Consider the following 16,768-nt stretch of genomic DNA (forward strand, 5'->3'; position numbering starts at 1 on the left):
AAACGACGCGTCGTTTTCATTCTCCGTAATAAGAATGAAATCACGATGCGTTCGGGTCTCTCAAATGCTTGCAGTCCGCAGCGTTGCAAAACGCCTGTGGGTTGTGAGGTTAAGCGACTAAGCGTACACGGTGGATGCCCTGGCAGTCAGAGGCGATGAAGGACGTGCTAATCTGCGAAAAGCGACGGTAAGGTGATATGAACCGCTACAGCCGTCGATGTCCGAATGGGGAAACCCGGTGCACTCTGTGCATCATCGTTTGATGAATACATAGTCAAACGAGGCGAACCGGGGGAACTGAAACATCTAAGTACCCCGAGGAAAAGAAATCAACCGAGATTCCCCCAGTAGCGGCGAGCGAACGGGGAGCAGCCCAGGACCTGAATCAGCTTGTGCATCAGTGGAAGCGTCTGGAAAGTCGCGCGATACCGGGTGACAGCCCCGTACACGAAGATGCACAGGTTGTGAGTCCGACGAGTAGGGCGGGACACGTGGTATCCTGTCTGAACATGGGGGGACCATCCTCCAAGGCTAAATACTCCTGACTGACCGATAGTGAACCAGTACCGTGAGGGAAAGGCGAAAAGAACCCCGGCGAGGGGAGTGAAACAGAACCTGAAACCGTGTACGTACAAGCAGTGGGAGCACCTTCAGGGTGTGACTGCGTACCTTTTGTATAATGGGTCAGCGACTTATATTCTGTAGCAAGGTTAACCGCATAGGGGAGCCGAAGGGAAACCGAGTCTTAATTGGGCGTTAAGTTGCAGGGTATAGACCCGAAACCCGGTGATCTAGCCATGGGCAGGTTGAAGGTTGGGTAACACTAACTGGAGGACCGAACCGACTAATGTTGAAAAATTAGCGGATGACTTGTGGCTGGGGGTGAAAGGCCAATCAAACCGGGAGATAGCTGGTTCTCCCCGAAAGCTATTTAGGTAGCGCCTCGTGAACTCATCTCCGGGGGTAGAGCACTGTTTCGGCTAGGGGGCCATCCCGGCTTACCAACCCGATGCAAACTGCGAATACCGGAGAATGTTATCACGGGAGACACACGGCGGGTGCTAACGTCCGTCGTGAAGAGGGAAACAACCCAGACCGCCAGCTAAGGTCCCAAAGTCATGGTTAAGTGGGAAACGATGTGGGAAGGCACAGACAGCCAGGATGTTGGCTTAGAAGCAGCCATCATTTAAAGAAAGCGTAATAGCTCACTGGTCGAGTCGGCCTGCGCGGAAGATGTAACGGGGCTAAACCATGCACCGAAGCTGCGGCAGCGACACTATGTGTTGTTGGGTAGGGGAGCGTTCTGTAAGCCGCTGAAGGTGTGCTGTGAGGCATGCTGGAGGTATCAGAAGTGCGAATGCTGACATAAGTAACGATAAAGCGGGTGAAAAGCCCGCTCGCCGGAAGACCAAGGGTTCCTGTCCAACGTTAATCGGGGCAGGGTGAGTCGACCCCTAAGGCGAGGCTGAAAAGCGTAGTCGATGGGAAACAGGTTAATATTCCTGTACTTGGTGTTACTGCGAAGGGGGGACGGAGAAGGCTAGGTTATCCGGGCGACGGTTGTCCCGGTTTAAGCGTGCAGGTGTGAAGACCAGGCAAATCCGGTCTTCTTTAACACTGAGGCGTGATGACGAGCCGCTACGGCGGTGAAGTAACTGATGCCCTGCTTCCAGGAAAAGCCTCTAAGCTCCAGGTAACACGAAATCGTACCCCAAACCGACACAGGTGGTCAGGTAGAGAATACCAAGGCGCTTGAGAGAACTCGGGTGAAGGAACTAGGCAAAATGGTGCCGTAACTTCGGGAGAAGGCACGCTGGCGCGTAGGTGAAGGGACTTGCTCCCGGAGCCGAGGCCAGTCGAAGATACCAGCTGGCTGCAACTGTTTATTAAAAACACAGCACTGTGCAAACACGAAAGTGGACGTATACGGTGTGACGCCTGCCCGGTGCCGGAAGGTTAATTGATGGGGTTATCCGCAAGGAGAAGCTCTTGATCGAAGCCCCGGTAAACGGCGGCCGTAACTATAACGGTCCTAAGGTAGCGAAATTCCTTGTCGGGTAAGTTCCGACCTGCACGAATGGCGTAATGATGGCCAGGCTGTCTCCACCCGAGACTCAGTGAAATTGAAATCGCTGTGAAGATGCAGTGTACCCGCGGCAAGACGGAAAGACCCCGTGAACCTTTACTATAGCTTGACACTGAACATTGAGCCTTGATGTGTAGGATAGGTGGGAGGCTTTGAAGCGTGGACGCCAGTCTGCGTGGAGCCAACCTTGAAATACCACCCTTTAATGTTTGATGTTCTAACGTAGGCCCGTAATCCGGGCTGCGGACAGTGTCTGGTGGGTAGTTTGACTGGGGCGGTCTCCTCCCAAAGCGTAACGGAGGAGCACGAAGGTTGGCTAATCCTGGTCGGACATCAGGAGGTTAGTGCAATGGCATAAGCCAGCTTGACTGCGAGAGTGACGGCTCGAGCAGGTGCGAAAGCAGGTCATAGTGATCCGGTGGTTCTGAATGGAAGGGCCATCGCTCAACGGATAAAAGGTACTCCGGGGATAACAGGCTGATACCGCCCAAGAGTTCATATCGACGGCGGTGTTTGGCACCTCGATGTCGGCTCATCACATCCTGGGGCTGAAGTAGGTCCCAAGGGTACGGCTGTTCGCCGTTTAAAGTGGTACGCGAGCTGGGTTTAGAACGTCGTGAGACAGTTCGGTCCCTATCTGCCGTGGGCGCTGGAGAATTGAGGGGGGTTGCTCCTAGTACGAGAGGACCGGAGTGAACGCACCGCTGGTGTTCGGGTTGTCATGCCAATGGCACTGCCCGGTAGCTAAGTGCGGAAGAGATAAGTGCTGAAAGCATCTAAGCACGAAACTTGCCCCGAGATGAGTTCTCCCTGACCCCTTGAGGGTCCTGAAGGGACGTTGAAGACGACGACGTTGATAGGCCGGGTGTGTAAGCGCAGCGATGCGTTGAGCTAACCGGTACTAATGACCCGTGAGGCTTAACCTTACAACGCCAGAGGCGTTTTGGTCCGAGAGACCGAAAGAATTTTCAGCTTGTGACGGAAAAATTAGCGGAAACGAAAGATTTTGCGCTGAGGCAAGGCGCCGGACGAGACGGTACGAGGGAGCATACAGAAGTATGTGACTGAGTAGCGCGAGGACGGGCAACGCGGCATCAGTGAAAAAGATTCGTTTCGCGCACAAAGAATTTGCCTGGCGGCAACAGCGCGGTGGTCCCACCTGACCCCATGCCGAACTCAGAAGTGAAACGCCGTAGCGCCGATGGTAGTGTGGGGCCTCCCCATGCGAGAGTAGGGAACTGCCAGGCATCAAACCAGTGAAGAAGCCCCGGACGAGAGTCCGGGGCTTTTTTACGCCCGTACTTCAGCAAATTTACCGCTAAAAACGCGAAAACTCCCCACTGTAAAACCGTGCAATCGGGTAAACTACGGCCAGATTAATCAGTAAAGGCCGTAACATGTCCAGCCCTCAGACTTCCCTGAAAGCGTTCAACACACTGGGTCTTGCAATCGCGGCTGAAAAGCTTGTTGTTGCGGATAGCGCAGAAGCCATTTCCTCTGCCTGGCACGCCAGCCAGCAAAATAATCAGCCGTTTATGGTGCTTGGCGAGGGCAGTAACGTCCTGTTCCTCGAAGATTTTGCCGGCTGCGTGGTGATCAACGCGATTAAAGGCATCACCCTGGAAGAGCACGACGAAGCCTGGCATCTGCACGTTGGTGCTGGCGAAAACTGGCATCAGTTGGTTGAGCACACTCTAAAGAGAGGCCTCACCGGGCTGGAAAATCTGGCGCTGATTCCAGGCGTGACGGGATCGGCACCCATCCAGAACATTGGCGCTTACGGTGTTGAATTTAAAGATATTTGCCAGTACGTCGAGGTGTTACACCTGCCGGATAGCACAGTCACGCGTCTGCACCGTGATGAGTGCCAGTTTGGCTATCGCGACAGCATCTTCAAACACGCGATGAAGCACGACTATGTGATTGTGGCCGTCGGTCTGCGTCTGGCCAAGCAGTGGAAACCGGTGCTGAGCTATGGCGATCTGGCGAAGCTCAATCCCGCTACCGTATGCGCGTGGGACGTATTCAATGCGGTGTGCCATATGCGGCAAAGTAAGCTGCCCGATCCGCGCATAACAGGCAATGTAGGCAGTTTCTTTAAAAACCCCCTGATTTCCACTCAGCAGGCAGAGGCATTGCTCACGCACTATCCTGCTATGCCGCACTATCCACAGCACAGTGGTGATGTCAAGCTGGCCGCGGGCTGGCTGATCGATCAGTGTGCGTTGAAAGGCTATCGTCTTGGCGGCGCTGCGGTGCATCGGCAGCAGGCACTGGTACTGATCAATGAAGACAATGCCACACCGCAGGATATTGTCGCCCTGGCCCATCATGTGCGTCAGGAGGTGGGGGAAAAATTTGCCGTGTGGCTGGAGCCAGAAGTACGTTTCATTGGCGCGCAGGGCGAGCGTAACGCCGTCGAGGTGATTTCATGAAAGATCATAGCGTTCCATTAAAACTGGTCGCCCTGCTGGCCGATGGCGAATTTCACTCTGGTGAACAGCTGGGTGAAGCGCTCGGTATGAGCCGCGCTGCCGTGAATAAACATATTCAGACGCTGAAAAGCTGGGGCCTCGATGTCTACACCGTGACAGGGAAAGGTTACAGCCTGCCAGCGCCGATTCAGTTGCTGAATGAAGAGGCGATACTGGCGCATCTGCATCAGGCGGATCTGGCGGTGATTCCGGTTATTGACTCAACGAATCAGTATTTACTCGATCGCATGGACCAGCTGAACTCCGGCTATGCGTGCATCGCGGAATATCAACAGGCCGGGCGCGGCCGGCGCGGACGGAAATGGTTCTCGCCGTTTGGCGCCAATCTCTACATGTCCATGTACTGGCGACTGGAGCAGGGGCCAGCTGCGGCAATGGGTCTGAGTCTGGTGATTGGTATCGTGATGGCAGAGGTTATCCAGTCGCTGGGCGCGGCAGACGTCCGCGTTAAGTGGCCAAATGACCTCTATCTGCAGGATCGTAAACTGGCGGGTATTCTGGTTGAGCTCACCGGTAAAACCGGCGATGCGGCGCAAATTGTGATGGGCGCGGGGATCAACCTGGTAATGCGGGGCGAAGGCACGGCGGAAATCAATCAGGGTTGGATCAATCTGCAGGAAGCGGGCATCAAGATCAATCGTAACGAACTCGCCGCCAGGCTGATAAACCGTCTGCGTGAAGCTTTACCGCTGTTTGAACGCGATGGGCTGGCGCCGTTTGTCGGCCGCTGGGAAGCGCTGGATAACTTTATCCATCGCCCGGTAAAACTGCTGATTGGCGATCGTGAAGTGCATGGCATTGCGCGCGGAATTGATAAGCAGGGCGGTTTATTGCTGGAACAGGATGGTGAGATTAAATCCTGGGTCGGTGGCGAGATCTCATTACGTCCCGCTAATTAACACAGTAAACAGTAATGCATTAAACGCCCTGATAAAGCAGGGCGTTTTTAATACTATTTTCGTAACCGTACACTTTGCACGGCATGATCCGCAGACTTGGTCATGATCAGGCTGGCCCGTTCACGCGTAGGTAAGATGTTTTCTTTTAAATTCAGCCAGTTGATCTCTTTCCATAACCCACGTGCAATACTCTCTGCTTCCTCTTCAGGCAGCTGAGAATAGTGGTGGAAATAAGAGTCCGGATCGCTGAAGGCACCTTCGCGGAATTTAAGAAAGCGATTAACGTACCAGCGCTCTAATAAATTTTCTGGCGCATCGACATATATTGAAAAGTCGACGAAATCTGAGACAAATACATGATGCGGATCGTGCGGATAATCCATACCGCTCTGCAGGACGTTCAGCCCTTCCAGAATCAGGATGTCCGGCTGCTGCACCACCTTATCGCCATCCGGGATGACATCGTAAATCAGGTGTGAATACACCGGTGCGGTGACCTGACTGGCGCCCGATTTCAAATCCGATACGAACTTCACCAGTCGATGCATATCATACGACTGCGGGAAGCCTTTCTTTTTCATCAGGCCGCGCTCTTTCAGCACCGCATTAGGGTGCAAAAAGCCATCGGTGGTGATGAGTTCCACCTTGCGGTGCTCGGGCCAGCGGCTAAGCAGCGCCTGTAACACGCGCGCGGTGGTGCTTTTACCGACGGCGACACTGCCGGCAATACTGATAATGTACGGGATCTTCTGGCCATTGGTGCCAAGGAACTGCTCCAGCACCGCCTGACGGCGCAGATTTGAACTGATATAGAAGTTCAGCAGACGTGATAGCGGCAGATAGATCTCGGCAACTTCTTCCAGCGAAAGATCTTCATTGATACCGCGCAGCCGTTCAATTTCACTGGCGGCCAGCGTCATCGGTACAGAATCTCTCAGCGCAGCCCATTGCTGGCGATCAAACTGCAGGTAGGGCGTCGTCAGTGGCGTCGTTTTTTTACTCATAAGCATGCATCTGACCGCAAATTCTGGCTCATCAACACCTTGCAGCAACAGGCATACAGCGATGTGTCGAACTCAGTTGTACGTCACAGGGGTAATTTAACGAGAACAATGGGCAGGAGGGTAACACCAGTGTGACTTTAAAAAGAAGTAAAATGATAAACCTGAGCACGCTTTCGTAAGCAGGCCCGCATTTTTATGATCACAGTATGAGGCTAACGCAGTATCAAAGAATAATCAGGCTGTGGGCTGGCGGAAAAACACACCATGTTTGCTGCTTTTTGCTGCGCTGGCGGGGCGTTTTGCGAGGATTTGCACAAATAGTAAGCGGTAGTGCAAATTTAGCAATTTTTTTGTTGCATCCTGAACCCGGTCTTCCTAGAATGCGCGTCACTTGATGCCGGCTTAGCTCAGTTGGTAGAGCAACTGACTTGTAATCAGTAGGTCACCAGTTCGATTCCGGTAGCCGGCACCATCAAGTAGGTGGGATTCCCGAGCGGCCAAAGGGAGCAGACTGTAAATCTGCCGTCACAGACTTCGAAGGTTCGAATCCTTCTCCCACCACCATCTCAACCTCTCGGTTGAGCGTCAGATAAAGGCTTATCTGATGGGTGAGTTCAACTCTCTCACCTTCGAATTCAGATTGCGCAGTAGCGTGATCACCGTCAGTCGGAAACTCTGACTGGCTCGAATAATAGAAGGTCTTCTTTTATTATTCATAAGCTACAGAAAGAACAGGTAGCCGAGTTCCAGGATGCGGGCATCGTATAATGGCTATTACCTCAGCCTTCCAAGCTGATGATGCGGGTTCGATTCCCGCTGCCCGCTCCAGATGTGCTGATATGGCTCAGTTGGTAGAGCGCACCCTTGGTAAGGGTGAGGTCCCCAGTTCGACTCTGGGTATCAGCACCACTTCCTTTATCTCTCTCCTGATTCTCTCTCTGTAAAACTAACATCAGGTTTTGCCTGGTTAATGTGACGATATCTTTGATATATCCGTGTCTTAGAGGGACAAGCGATGGCTAAAGAGCAATTTCAACGTAACAAACTGCACGTAAACGTGGGCACCATCGGTCACGTCGACCACGGTAAAACCACTCTGACTGCGGCAATCACCACCGTTCTGGCAAAAACCTACGGCGGCCAGGCACGTGCATTCGATCAGATCGATAACGCGCCAGAAGAGAAGGCTCGTGGTATCACCATCAACACCTCTCACGTTGAATATGAAACCCCGACCCGTCACTACGCACACGTTGACTGCCCAGGCCACGCCGACTATGTGAAAAACATGATCACCGGTGCTGCGCAGATGGACGGCGCGATCCTGGTTGTTGCGGCGACTGATGGCCCAATGCCTCAGACCCGTGAGCACATCCTGCTGGGTCGTCAGGTTGGCGTTCCTTACATCATCGTGTTCCTGAACAAGTGCGACATGGTTGATGACGAAGAGCTGCTGGAACTGGTTGAGATGGAAGTGCGTGACCTGCTGTCTGCTTACGACTTCCCTGGCGACGATACCCCAATCGTACGCGGTTCTGCGCTGAAAGCGCTGGAAGGCGACGCTGAGTGGGAAGCGAAAATCGTTGAGCTGGCTGAGCACCTGGATAACTACATCCCGGATCCAGTCCGTGCTATCGACCTGCCGTTCCTGCTGCCAATCGAAGACGTATTCTCAATCTCTGGCCGTGGTACCGTTGTTACCGGTCGTGTTGAGCGCGGCATCGTGAAAGTGGGCGACGAAGTAGAAATCGTAGGTATCAAAGCGACTGCTAAATCTACCTGTACCGGTGTTGAAATGTTCCGCAAACTGCTGGACCAGGGTCAGGCAGGCGAGAACTGTGGTGTTCTGCTGCGCGGTATCAAGCGTGAAGAGATCCAGCGTGGTCAGGTTCTGGCTAAGCCAGGTACCATCAAGCCACACACCCAGTTCGAGTCAGAAGTTTACGTTCTGTCTAAAGACGAAGGCGGCCGTCATACTCCGTTCTTCAAAGGCTACCGTCCACAGTTCTACTTCCGTACCACTGACGTAACCGGTTCAGTAGAGCTGCCAGAAGGCGTTGAGATGGTAATGCCAGGCGACAACATCAAAATGGTTGTTACCCTGATCCATCCAATCGCAATGGACGAAGGTCTGCGTTTCGCAATCCGCGAAGGCGGCCGTACCGTTGGCGCGGGCGTTGTTGCTAAAGTTATCGCGTAATAGCGATAATATTTGACGCAATGCACACGGAAAGGGCATCATTTGATGCCCTTTTTGTACGCTGTTAACCAGAACCTGGCTCATCAGTGATTTTCGATCATAATCATTGCTGAGACAGGCTCTGTATTACGGCGCTGGATACCGAGTTATGCCCAAAAGCGCATTCGGTTTGGATGCCTCGCTCTGCGGGGCAGAATAGTTTCTGAATTATTGTGGCAGGTTGGTTTATGAGTGCGAATACCGAAGCTCAAGGGAGCGGGCGCGGCCTGGAAGCGGTAAAGTGGGTAGTTGTGATCGCATTGCTGCTGGTAGCAATCGTCGGTAACTACCTGTATCGCGATGTGACACTGCCTTTACGCGCGCTGGCTGTCGTGGTGTTGATCGCTGCGGCGGGCGGCATTGCGTTGCTGACCACCAAAGGCAAAGCAACCGTGGCTTTTGCACGTGAAGCAAGAACCGAAATGCGTAAGGTCATCTGGCCAACTCGCCAGGAAACATTGCACACCACGTTAATCGTTGCCGCGGTCACTGCCGTGATGTCACTGATTTTGTGGGGGCTGGATGGTATTCTGGTCCGTCTGGTATCGTTTATCACTGGCCTGAGGTTCTGAGATGTCTGAAGCTCCAAAAAAACGCTGGTACGTCGTTCAGGCGTTTTCCGGTTTTGAAGCCCGCGTAGCCAAGTCGCTGCAAGAGCATATCAAACTGCACAACATGGAAGAACTGTTTGGCGAAGTCATGGTGCCGACTGAAGAAGTCGTGGAAATCCGTGGCGGCCAGCGTCGCAAAAGCGAACGCAAATTCTTCCCTGGTTACGTACTGGTCCAGATGGTGATGAATGACGCCAGCTGGCACTTAGTGCGCAGTGTACCGCGTGTAATGGGCTTCATTGGTGGTACCTCTGACCGTCCGGCACCGATCAGTGATAAAGAAGTGGATGCGATCATGAACCGCCTGCAGCAGGTGGGTGACAAGCCGCGTCCGAAAACGCTGTTCGAGCCAGGCGAGATGGTGCGTGTCAACGACGGCCCGTTTGCCGACTTCAACGGTGTGGTCGAAGAAGTGGATTACGAGAAAAGCCGCCTGAAGGTTTCTGTTTCTATCTTCGGCCGTGCAACGCCGGTTGAACTCGACTTTGCTCAGGTGGAGAAAGGCTAAGCCTTTTGTTCACTTTTTAGCTCTTGCGGGAGGCGCGAAATTTACCTATAATTTCGCGCCTTTTGTTTTTATGCGCTGGCAACAGCGTGTAAATCGTTATCACGGGGAGCCTGTTCGCCAGGCGCTATACCCAATAGAGGAAATATCATGGCCAAGAAAGTACAAGCCTACGTCAAGCTGCAGGTTGCAGCTGGTATGGCTAACCCGAGCCCACCAGTTGGTCCGGCTCTGGGTCAGCAGGGTGTTAACATCATGGAATTCTGTAAAGCGTTCAACGCCAAAACAGAATCACTGGAAAAGGGTCTGCCTACTCCAGTAGTTATCACCGTATACAGCGACCGTTCTTTCACCTTCGTTACCAAAACACCTCCGGCTGCCGTTCTGCTGAAAAAAGCAGCAGGCATCAAGTCTGGTTCTGGTAAGCCGAACAAAGATAAAGTCGGTAAAGTAACTCGTGCTCAGGTACGTGAAATCGCAGAAACCAAAGCTGCGGACATGACTGGTGCTGACGTAGAAGCGATGACTCGCTCTATCGAAGGTACTGCTCGTTCCATGGGCCTGGTAGTGGAGGACTAAGAAATGGCTAAGCTGACCAAGCGCATGCGCGTGATCCGTGACAAAGTTGATGCGACTAAACAGTATGACATCAACGAAGCTGTTGCTCTGCTGAAAGAACTGGCTACCGCTAAATTCGTAGAGAGCGTGGACGTTGCTGTTAACCTCGGCATCGATGCACGTAAATCTGACCAGAACGTGCGCGGCGCGACCGTTCTGCCACACGGTACTGGTCGTTCAGTACGTGTTGCCGTCTTTACCCAGGGCGCAAACGCTGAAGCTGCTAAAGCAGCTGGCGCTGAGCTGGTAGGTATGGAAGACCTGGCTGATCAGATCAAGAAAGGCGAAATGAACTTTGACGTTGTTATTGCTTCTCCGGATGCAATGCGCGTTGTTGGCCAGCTGGGCCAGGTTCTGGGCCCACGTGGTCTGATGCCAAACCCGAAAGTTGGTACCGTAACTCCTAACGTTGCTGAAGCTGTGAAAAACGCTAAAGCGGGTCAGGTTCGTTACCGTAACGACAAAAACGGCATCATCCACACCACCATTGGTAAAGTGGACTTCGATGCTGACAAACTGAAAGAAAACCTGGAATCTCTGCTGGTTGCGCTGAAAAAAGCGAAACCTGCTCAGGCGAAAGGCGTGTACATCAAGAAAGTCAGCATCTCTACCACCATGGGCGCCGGCGTTGCCGTTGACCAGGCTGGTCTGAACGCAGCAGCAAACTAATTGCTGCTTGTAACGGGCGAAAAATTCATCTAGAATCTTACGCCCGTTGTTCTGGTTGATCCGTCAATTCAGAACCCAAATTCATAGTCGCGGAGTGCACAGGTCTAACACCTTGTCATTCAGCGACTAAGGTTGGAGCCAGGCCTGATCCTGGCCTCCGTCCAAGACCGCAGGAGCAGAACCTCTTCGGAAGTGATGCTTAATATCCTGCGTAGACGGTGACAGAACCAAAAAGAATTTTTTCTTCACTGGATTCTGCTCACCGTGTAACGCGCTTACGGCCTTCGGGTGTGTAAGTGAAGTGAGTTCCGGGAAATTTTCCCGGTCAAATCCAGGAGCAAAGCTAATGGCATTAAATCTTCAAGGCAAACAAGCAATTGTTGCTGAAGTTAGCGAAGTAGCCAAAGGCGCGCTTTCAGCGGTTGTTGCGGATTCCCGTGGCGTTACCGTTGATAAAATGACTGAACTGCGTAAAGCAGGTCGTGAAGCTGGCGTCTACATGCGTGTTGTTCGTAACACCCTGCTGCGCCGCGTCGTTGAAGGTACTCCATTCGAGTGCCTGAAAGACACGTTTGTTGGTCCGACCCTGATTGCATACTCTATGGAACACCCGGGCGCTGCTGCTCGTCTGTTCAAAGAGTTCGCGAAAGCGAATGCAAACTTTGAGGTCAAAGCTGCAGCCTTTGAAGGTGAGCTGATCCCGGCGGCACAAATTGACCGTCTGGCAACGCTGCCGACTTACGAAGAAGCACTGGCACGTCTGATGTCGACCATGAAAGAAGCTGCTGCTGGCAAGCTGGTCCGCACTCTGGCTGCTGTTCGCGACGCGAAAGAAGCGGCTTAAGGCCAGATTCTTTTTCTTCGTACTTGCTAACGTATAAACTTTTACTGATTCTTAGGAACAATTGTCATGTCTATCACTAAAGATCAAATCCTGGAAGCCGTTGCAGCTATGTCCGTAATGGAAGTAGTTGAGCTGGTTTCTGCTATGGAAGAAAAATTCGGCGTTTCTGCTGCTGCTGCTGTAGCTGTTGCTGCTGGCCCGGCTGAAGCTGTTGAAGAGAAAACTGAATTCGACGTTATCCTGAAAGCTGCTGGCGCGAACAAAGTTGCTGTAATCAAAGCCGTTCGTGGCGCAACTGGTCTGGGCCTGAAAGAAGCTAAAGACCTGGTTGAAGCTGCTCCAGCTGCAATCAAAGAAGGCATCAGCAAAGACGACGCAGCTGCACTTGAAGCTGCTCTGAAAGAAGCTGGCGCTGAAGTTGAAGTTAAGTAAGACAACCCTCGGGTTGCAGTCTGCGTAAACAGACTGATGGCTGGTGACTTTTTGGTCACCAGCCTTTTTGCGCTACAGGGGAACGATGGCGTTTCGCACTGTTTGTCCATTGTTCCTCTTCAATATCTTTTTCTATCGACGACTTAATATACCGCTTTCCTGTGAGGGTTCCCTGCCTGCGCAACGGCGATGAAATGATTTAAGAGTGATAGAAAGATGTATTGCATGGGGTGCTGCGCATCGCATGAAAAACAAAATAGTGTTGCATGAACTGTCCCTTCAGGACGGACAGCGTGGGTCGACTTGTCAGCTAGCTGAGGAACCCTATGGTTTACTCCTATACCGAGAAAAAACGTATTCGTAAGGATTTTGGTAAACGTCCACAAGTGCTGGATGTGCCTTATCTCCTTTCTATCCAGCTTGACTCGTTCCAGAAGTTTATCGAGCAAGATCCAGAAGGCCAGTACGGTCTGGAAGCAGCCTTCCGTTCCGTGTTCCCAATCGCGAGCTACAGCGGCAACTCTGAGTTGCAGTATGTCAGCTACCGTCTGGGTGAGCCGGTGTTTGACGTGACAGAATGTCAGATCCGTGGCGTGACGTACTCCGCACCGCTGCGCGTTAAACTGCGTCTGGTGATCTACGAGCGCGAAGCGCCGGAAGGCACCGTAAAAGACATCAAAGAACAAGAAGTGTACATGGGCGAAATTCCGCTCATGACCGACAACGGTACCTTTGTCATCAACGGTACTGAGCGTGTTATCGTTTCTCAGCTGCATCGTAGTCCTGGCGTATTCTTTGACAGCGATAAGGGTAAAACGCACTCTTCCGGTAAAGTGCTGTATAACGCACGTATTATCCCTTACCGCGGTTCATGGCTCGACTTTGAGTTTGACCCGAAAGACAACCTGTTCGTCCGTATTGACCGTCGTCGTAAGCTGCCGGCCAGTATCATCCTGCGCGCGCTGGATTACACCACTGAGCAGATTCTCGATCTGTTCTTCGAAAAAGTGGTGTTTGAAATCCGCGACAACAAGCTGCAGATGGAACTGGTGCCTGAGCGCCTGCGTGGTGAAACCGCCTCCTTCGATATCGAAGCCAACGGCACGGTCTACGTTGAGAAAGGTCGTCGCATCACTGCGCGCCACATCCGTCAGCTGGAAAAAGACAACATTCAGCACATCGAAGTGCCGGTCGAGTACATCGCGGGCAAAGTGGTCGCGAAAGATTACATCGATCTGAACACCGGTGAGCTGATCGTGCCGGCGAACATGGAGCTGTCACTGGATCTGCTGGCGAAACTGAGCCAGTCCGGTCACAAGCGCATCGAAACCCTGTTCACCAACGACCTGGATCACGGCCCGTACATTTCTGAGACGCTGCGCGTTGACCCAACCAACGATCGCCTGAGCGCGCTGGTTGAGATCTACCGCATGATGCGTCCTGGCGAGCCGCCAACGCGTGAAGCCGCAGAAAACCTGTTCGAGAACCTGTTCTTCTCCGAAGATCGTTACGATCTGTCGGCCGTTGGCCGCATGAAGTTCAACCGTTCTCTGCTGCGTGACGAGATCGAAGGTTCCGGTATCCTGAGCAAAGACGACATCATTGAAGTGATGAAGAAGCTCATCGGTATCCGTAACGGTATTGGCGAAGTGGATGATATCGACCACCTCGGCAACCGTCGTATCCGTTCTGTCGGTGAAATGGCGGAAAACCAGTTCCGCGTTGGCCTGGTGCGTGTAGAGCGCGCTGTGAAAGAGCGTCTTTCTCTGGGCGACCTCGACACGCTGATGCCACAGGACATGATCAACGCCAAGCCAATTTCGGCCGCGGTGAAAGAGTTCTTTGGTTCCAGCCAGCTGTCCCAGTTTATGGACCAGAACAACCCGCTGTCTGAGATTACGCACAAACGTCGTATCTCTGCTCTGGGCCCAGGCGGTCTGACCCGTGAACGTGCCGGCTTCGAAGTGCGTGACGTACACCCGACTCACTACGGTCGCGTATGTCCAATCGAAACCCCGGAAGGTCCGAACATCGGTCTGATCAACTCACTCTCTGTTTACGCGCAGACTAACGAATACGGCTTCCTCGAAACGCCGTACCGCCGCGTGGTTGACGGTAAAGTGAGTGATGAAATTCATTACCTCTCTGCTATCGAAGAGGGTAACTACGTTATCGCTCAGGCGAACACCAACCTCGCCGATGACGGCAGCTTTGTTGACGATCTCGTCACCTGCCGTAGCAAAGGTGAATCGAGCCTGTTCAGCCGCGATCAGGTTGACTACATGGACGTTTCCACTCAGCAGGTGGTTTCTGTCGGTGCGTCACTGATCCCGTTCCTGGAGCACGATGATGCTAACCGCGCCCTGATGGGTGCGAACATGCAACGTCAGGCTGTACCTACCCTGCGTGCTGACAAGCCGCTGGTTGGTACCGGTATGGAACGTGCTGTAGCGGTCGACTCCGGTGTAACTGCCGTCGCGAAACGTGGTGGTACCGTGCAGTACGTCGATGCGTCACGTATCGTTATCAAAGTTAACGAAGACGAGATGTATCCGGGCGAAGCAGGTATCGACATCTACAACCTGACCAAGTACACCCGTTCTAACCAGAACACCTGCATCAACCAGATGCCGTGTGTTTCTCTGGGTGAACCTATCGAGCGTGGCGACGTGCTGGCTGACGGCCCGTCTACCGACCTCGGTGAGCTGGCGCTGGGTCAGAACATGCGCGTGGCGTTCATGCCATGGAACGGTTACAACTTCGAAGACTCCATCCTCGTTTCTGAGCGTGTAGTACAGGAAGACCGTTTCACCACCATCCACATTCAGGAACTGGCTTGCGTGTCGCGTGACACCAAACTGGGGCCGGAAGAGATTACCGCTGACATCCCGAACGTGGGTGAAGCTGCGCTCTCCAAACTGGATGAATCTGGCATCGTGTATATCGGTGCGGAAGTGACCGGTGGCGACATTCTGGTAGGCAAGGTCACGCCGAAAGGTGAAACCCAGCTGACGCCAGAAGAGAAACTGCTGCGTGCGATCTTCGGTGAAAAAGCCTCTGACGTGAAAGACTCGTCACTGCGCGTGCCGAACGGCGTTTCCGGTACGGTTATCGACGTACAGGTCTTCACCCGCGATGGCGTGGAAAAAGACAAGCGCGCGCTGGAAATCGAAGAGATGCAGCTGAAGCAGGCGAAAAAAGACCTGTCTGAAGAACTGCAGATCCTCGAAGCGGGCCTGTTCAGCCGTATCCAGGCCGTCCTGATTTCAGGTGGTGTGGAAGCGGAGAAACTGGACAAGCTGCCACGTGAGCGCTGGCTGGAACTCGGTCTGACCGACGAAGAGAAGCAGAACGCGCTGGAGCAGCTGGCTGAGCAGTATGACGAGCTGAAGCACGAGTTTGAGAAGAAACTCGAAGCGAAGCGTCGCAAGATCACCCAGGGCGACGATCTGGCACCGGGCGTGCTGAAAATCGTCAAGGTGTATCTGGCCGTTAAGCGTCAGATTCAGCCTGGTGACAAAATGGCGGGTCGTCACGGTAACAAAGGTGTTATCTCGAAGATCAACCCAATCGAAGACATGCCATACGATGAGAACGGTACGCCGGTCGACATCGTACTGAACCCGCTGGGCGTACCATCGCGTATGAACATCGGTCAGATTCTGGAAACCCACCTGGGTATGGCGGCGAAAGGCATTGGTGAGAAGATCAATGCGATGCTGAAGAAGCAGGAAGAAGTCGCCAAACTGCGTGAGTTTATCCAGCGTGCTTACGATCTGGGCACCGATGTGCGTCAGAAAGTTGACCTGAACACCTTCTCGGACGACGAAGTGCTGCGTCTGGCAGAGAACCTGAAAAAAGGTATGCCAATTGCGACGCCAGTGTTCGACGGTGCGAAAGAGAGCGAAATCAAAGAGCTGCTGCAGCTCGGCGGTCTGCCTTCTTCCGGTCAGATCACCCTGTTCGACGGCCGTACCGGTGAGCAGTTTGAGCGTCAGGTAACCGTAGGTTACATGTACATGCTGAAACTGAACCACCTGGTCGACGACAAGATGCACGCCCGTTCTACCGGCTCTTACAGCCTGGTTACGCAGCAGCCGCTGGGTGGTAAGGCGCAGTTCGGTGGTCAGCGCTTCGGTGAGATGGAAGTGTGGGCACTGGAAGCATACGGTGCCGCGTATACCCTGCAGGAAATGCTTACCGTTAAGTCTGATGACGTCAACGGCCGTACCAAGATGTATAAAAACATCGTTGACGGCAACCATCAGATGGAACCGGGCATGCCGGAATCCTTCAACGTACTGTTGAAAGAGATTCGCTCGCTGGGTATCAACATCGAGCTGGAAGACGAGTAAGCACTCGCAAG

The 16,768-nt window shown here is 53.1% G+C and carries 11 protein-coding genes, 4 tRNA genes and 2 rRNA genes; 16 read left to right on the plus strand and 1 reads right to left on the minus strand.

Annotation, left to right across the window (positions count from 1 at the left end; all coding sequences use genetic code 11):
- Positions 1-107: 107 nt before the first annotated feature.
- From KOL70_RS13605 to birA, 4 genes are all read left to right on the plus strand, one after another.
- Positions 108-3,012: ribosomal RNA gene (locus KOL70_RS13605) — 23S ribosomal RNA — on the plus strand.
- 205 nt (positions 3,013-3,217) lie between these two features.
- Positions 3,218-3,333, plus strand: a 5S ribosomal RNA gene (rrf, locus tag KOL70_RS13610).
- A 150-nt stretch (positions 3,334-3,483) separates the two neighbouring features.
- Positions 3,484-4,521, plus strand: a complete 1,038-nt coding sequence (gene murB / locus KOL70_RS13615; RefSeq protein ID WP_215480782.1) for a UDP-N-acetylmuramate dehydrogenase — start codon at positions 3,484-3,486, stop codon at positions 4,519-4,521.
- Entirely contained in the window at positions 4,518-5,480 is a 963-nt protein-coding gene (gene birA, locus KOL70_RS13620) for a bifunctional biotin--[acetyl-CoA-carboxylase] ligase/biotin operon repressor BirA (protein ID WP_215480783.1), read from the plus strand. The genes murB and birA overlap by 4 nt, the downstream gene beginning before the upstream one ends.
- Before the next feature lie 53 nt (positions 5,481-5,533).
- On the opposite strand, the gene coaA is transcribed toward birA, so the two are convergent.
- A complete protein-coding gene (gene coaA, locus KOL70_RS13625) occupies positions 5,534-6,484 on the minus strand; it encodes a type I pantothenate kinase (protein WP_058759911.1) in 951 nt (316 codons plus the stop codon).
- A gap of 396 nt (positions 6,485-6,880) precedes the next feature.
- Between coaA and KOL70_RS13630 the strand changes: the two genes are divergently transcribed.
- The 12 genes from KOL70_RS13630 to rpoB all read left to right on the plus strand — a co-directional run bounded on the left by KOL70_RS13630 (position 6,881) and on the right by rpoB (position 16,757).
- Positions 6,881-6,956: transfer RNA gene (locus KOL70_RS13630), tRNA-Thr, on the plus strand.
- 7 nt (positions 6,957-6,963) lie between these two features.
- Positions 6,964-7,048, plus strand: a tRNA-Tyr gene (locus KOL70_RS13635).
- Positions 7,049-7,237: 189 nt separating this feature from the next.
- Positions 7,238-7,312: transfer RNA gene (locus tag KOL70_RS13640), tRNA-Gly, on the plus strand.
- 5 nt (positions 7,313-7,317) lie between these two features.
- Positions 7,318-7,393: transfer RNA gene (locus tag KOL70_RS13645), tRNA-Thr, on the plus strand.
- A 106-nt stretch (positions 7,394-7,499) separates the two neighbouring features.
- Entirely contained in the window at positions 7,500-8,684 is a 1,185-nt protein-coding gene (tuf, locus tag KOL70_RS13650) for an elongation factor Tu (protein ID WP_022547082.1), read from the plus strand.
- A 227-nt stretch (positions 8,685-8,911) separates the two neighbouring features.
- Positions 8,912-9,295, plus strand: a complete 384-nt coding sequence (gene secE / locus KOL70_RS13655) for a preprotein translocase subunit SecE (protein ID WP_021508209.1) — start codon at positions 8,912-8,914, stop codon at positions 9,293-9,295.
- Between the two features lies 1 nt (position 9,296).
- Positions 9,297-9,842 (plus strand): transcription termination/antitermination protein NusG, encoded by a 546-nt coding sequence (gene nusG, locus KOL70_RS13660; RefSeq protein WP_010616908.1) that lies wholly within the window; start codon positions 9,297-9,299, stop codon positions 9,840-9,842.
- Positions 9,843-9,989: 147 nt separating this feature from the next.
- Complete coding sequence (gene rplK / locus KOL70_RS13665) at positions 9,990-10,418, plus strand: 50S ribosomal protein L11 (RefSeq protein ID WP_013507401.1); 429 nt, start codon at positions 9,990-9,992, stop codon at positions 10,416-10,418.
- 3 nt (positions 10,419-10,421) lie between these two features.
- Positions 10,422-11,126 carry a 50S ribosomal protein L1 gene (gene rplA / locus KOL70_RS13670; protein WP_021508208.1) on the plus strand — a complete coding sequence of 235 codons (705 nt, stop codon included), beginning with the start codon at positions 10,422-10,424 and terminating at the stop codon, positions 11,124-11,126.
- Positions 11,127-11,472: 346 nt separating this feature from the next.
- Complete coding sequence (gene rplJ / locus KOL70_RS13675) at positions 11,473-11,970, plus strand: 50S ribosomal protein L10 (RefSeq protein WP_021508207.1); 498 nt, start codon at positions 11,473-11,475, stop codon at positions 11,968-11,970.
- Between the two features lie 66 nt (positions 11,971-12,036).
- Positions 12,037-12,402: a 50S ribosomal protein L7/L12 gene (gene rplL, locus KOL70_RS13680; RefSeq protein ID WP_021508206.1), complete on the plus strand. Its 366-nt coding sequence runs from the start codon at positions 12,037-12,039 to the stop codon at positions 12,400-12,402.
- A 326-nt stretch (positions 12,403-12,728) separates the two neighbouring features.
- Positions 12,729-16,757, plus strand: coding sequence for a DNA-directed RNA polymerase subunit beta (gene rpoB / locus KOL70_RS13685; protein WP_021508205.1), 4,029 nt, complete (start codon positions 12,729-12,731; stop codon positions 16,755-16,757).
- Positions 16,758-16,768 lie beyond the last annotated feature (11 nt).

Source organism: Pantoea sp. B270 (genome assembly GCF_018726825.1).
GTDB classification, from domain to species: Bacteria; Pseudomonadota; Gammaproteobacteria; order Enterobacterales; family Enterobacteriaceae; genus Pantoea; species Pantoea dispersa.

Coding starts and splice junctions, on each gene's coding strand:
- rplK (WP_013507401.1), top strand. CDS start 9,990: ATGGCCAAGAAAGTACAAGCCTACGTCAAGCTGCAGGTTGCAGCTGGT.
- rplA (WP_021508208.1), top strand. CDS start 10,422: ATGGCTAAGCTGACCAAGCGCATGCGCGTGATCCGTGACAAAGTTGAT.
- tuf (WP_022547082.1), top strand. CDS start 7,500: ATGGCTAAAGAGCAATTTCAACGTAACAAACTGCACGTAAACGTGGGC.
- coaA (WP_058759911.1), bottom strand. CDS start 6,484: ATGAGTAAAAAAACGACGCCACTGACGACGCCCTACCTGCAGTTTGAT.
- rplL (WP_021508206.1), top strand. CDS start 12,037: ATGTCTATCACTAAAGATCAAATCCTGGAAGCCGTTGCAGCTATGTCC.
- murB (WP_215480782.1), top strand. CDS start 3,484: ATGTCCAGCCCTCAGACTTCCCTGAAAGCGTTCAACACACTGGGTCTT.
- nusG (WP_010616908.1), top strand. CDS start 9,297: ATGTCTGAAGCTCCAAAAAAACGCTGGTACGTCGTTCAGGCGTTTTCC.
- birA (WP_215480783.1), top strand. CDS start 4,518: ATGAAAGATCATAGCGTTCCATTAAAACTGGTCGCCCTGCTGGCCGAT.
- rplJ (WP_021508207.1), top strand. CDS start 11,473: ATGGCATTAAATCTTCAAGGCAAACAAGCAATTGTTGCTGAAGTTAGC.
- rpoB (WP_021508205.1), top strand. CDS start 12,729: ATGGTTTACTCCTATACCGAGAAAAAACGTATTCGTAAGGATTTTGGT.
- secE (WP_021508209.1), top strand. CDS start 8,912: ATGAGTGCGAATACCGAAGCTCAAGGGAGCGGGCGCGGCCTGGAAGCG.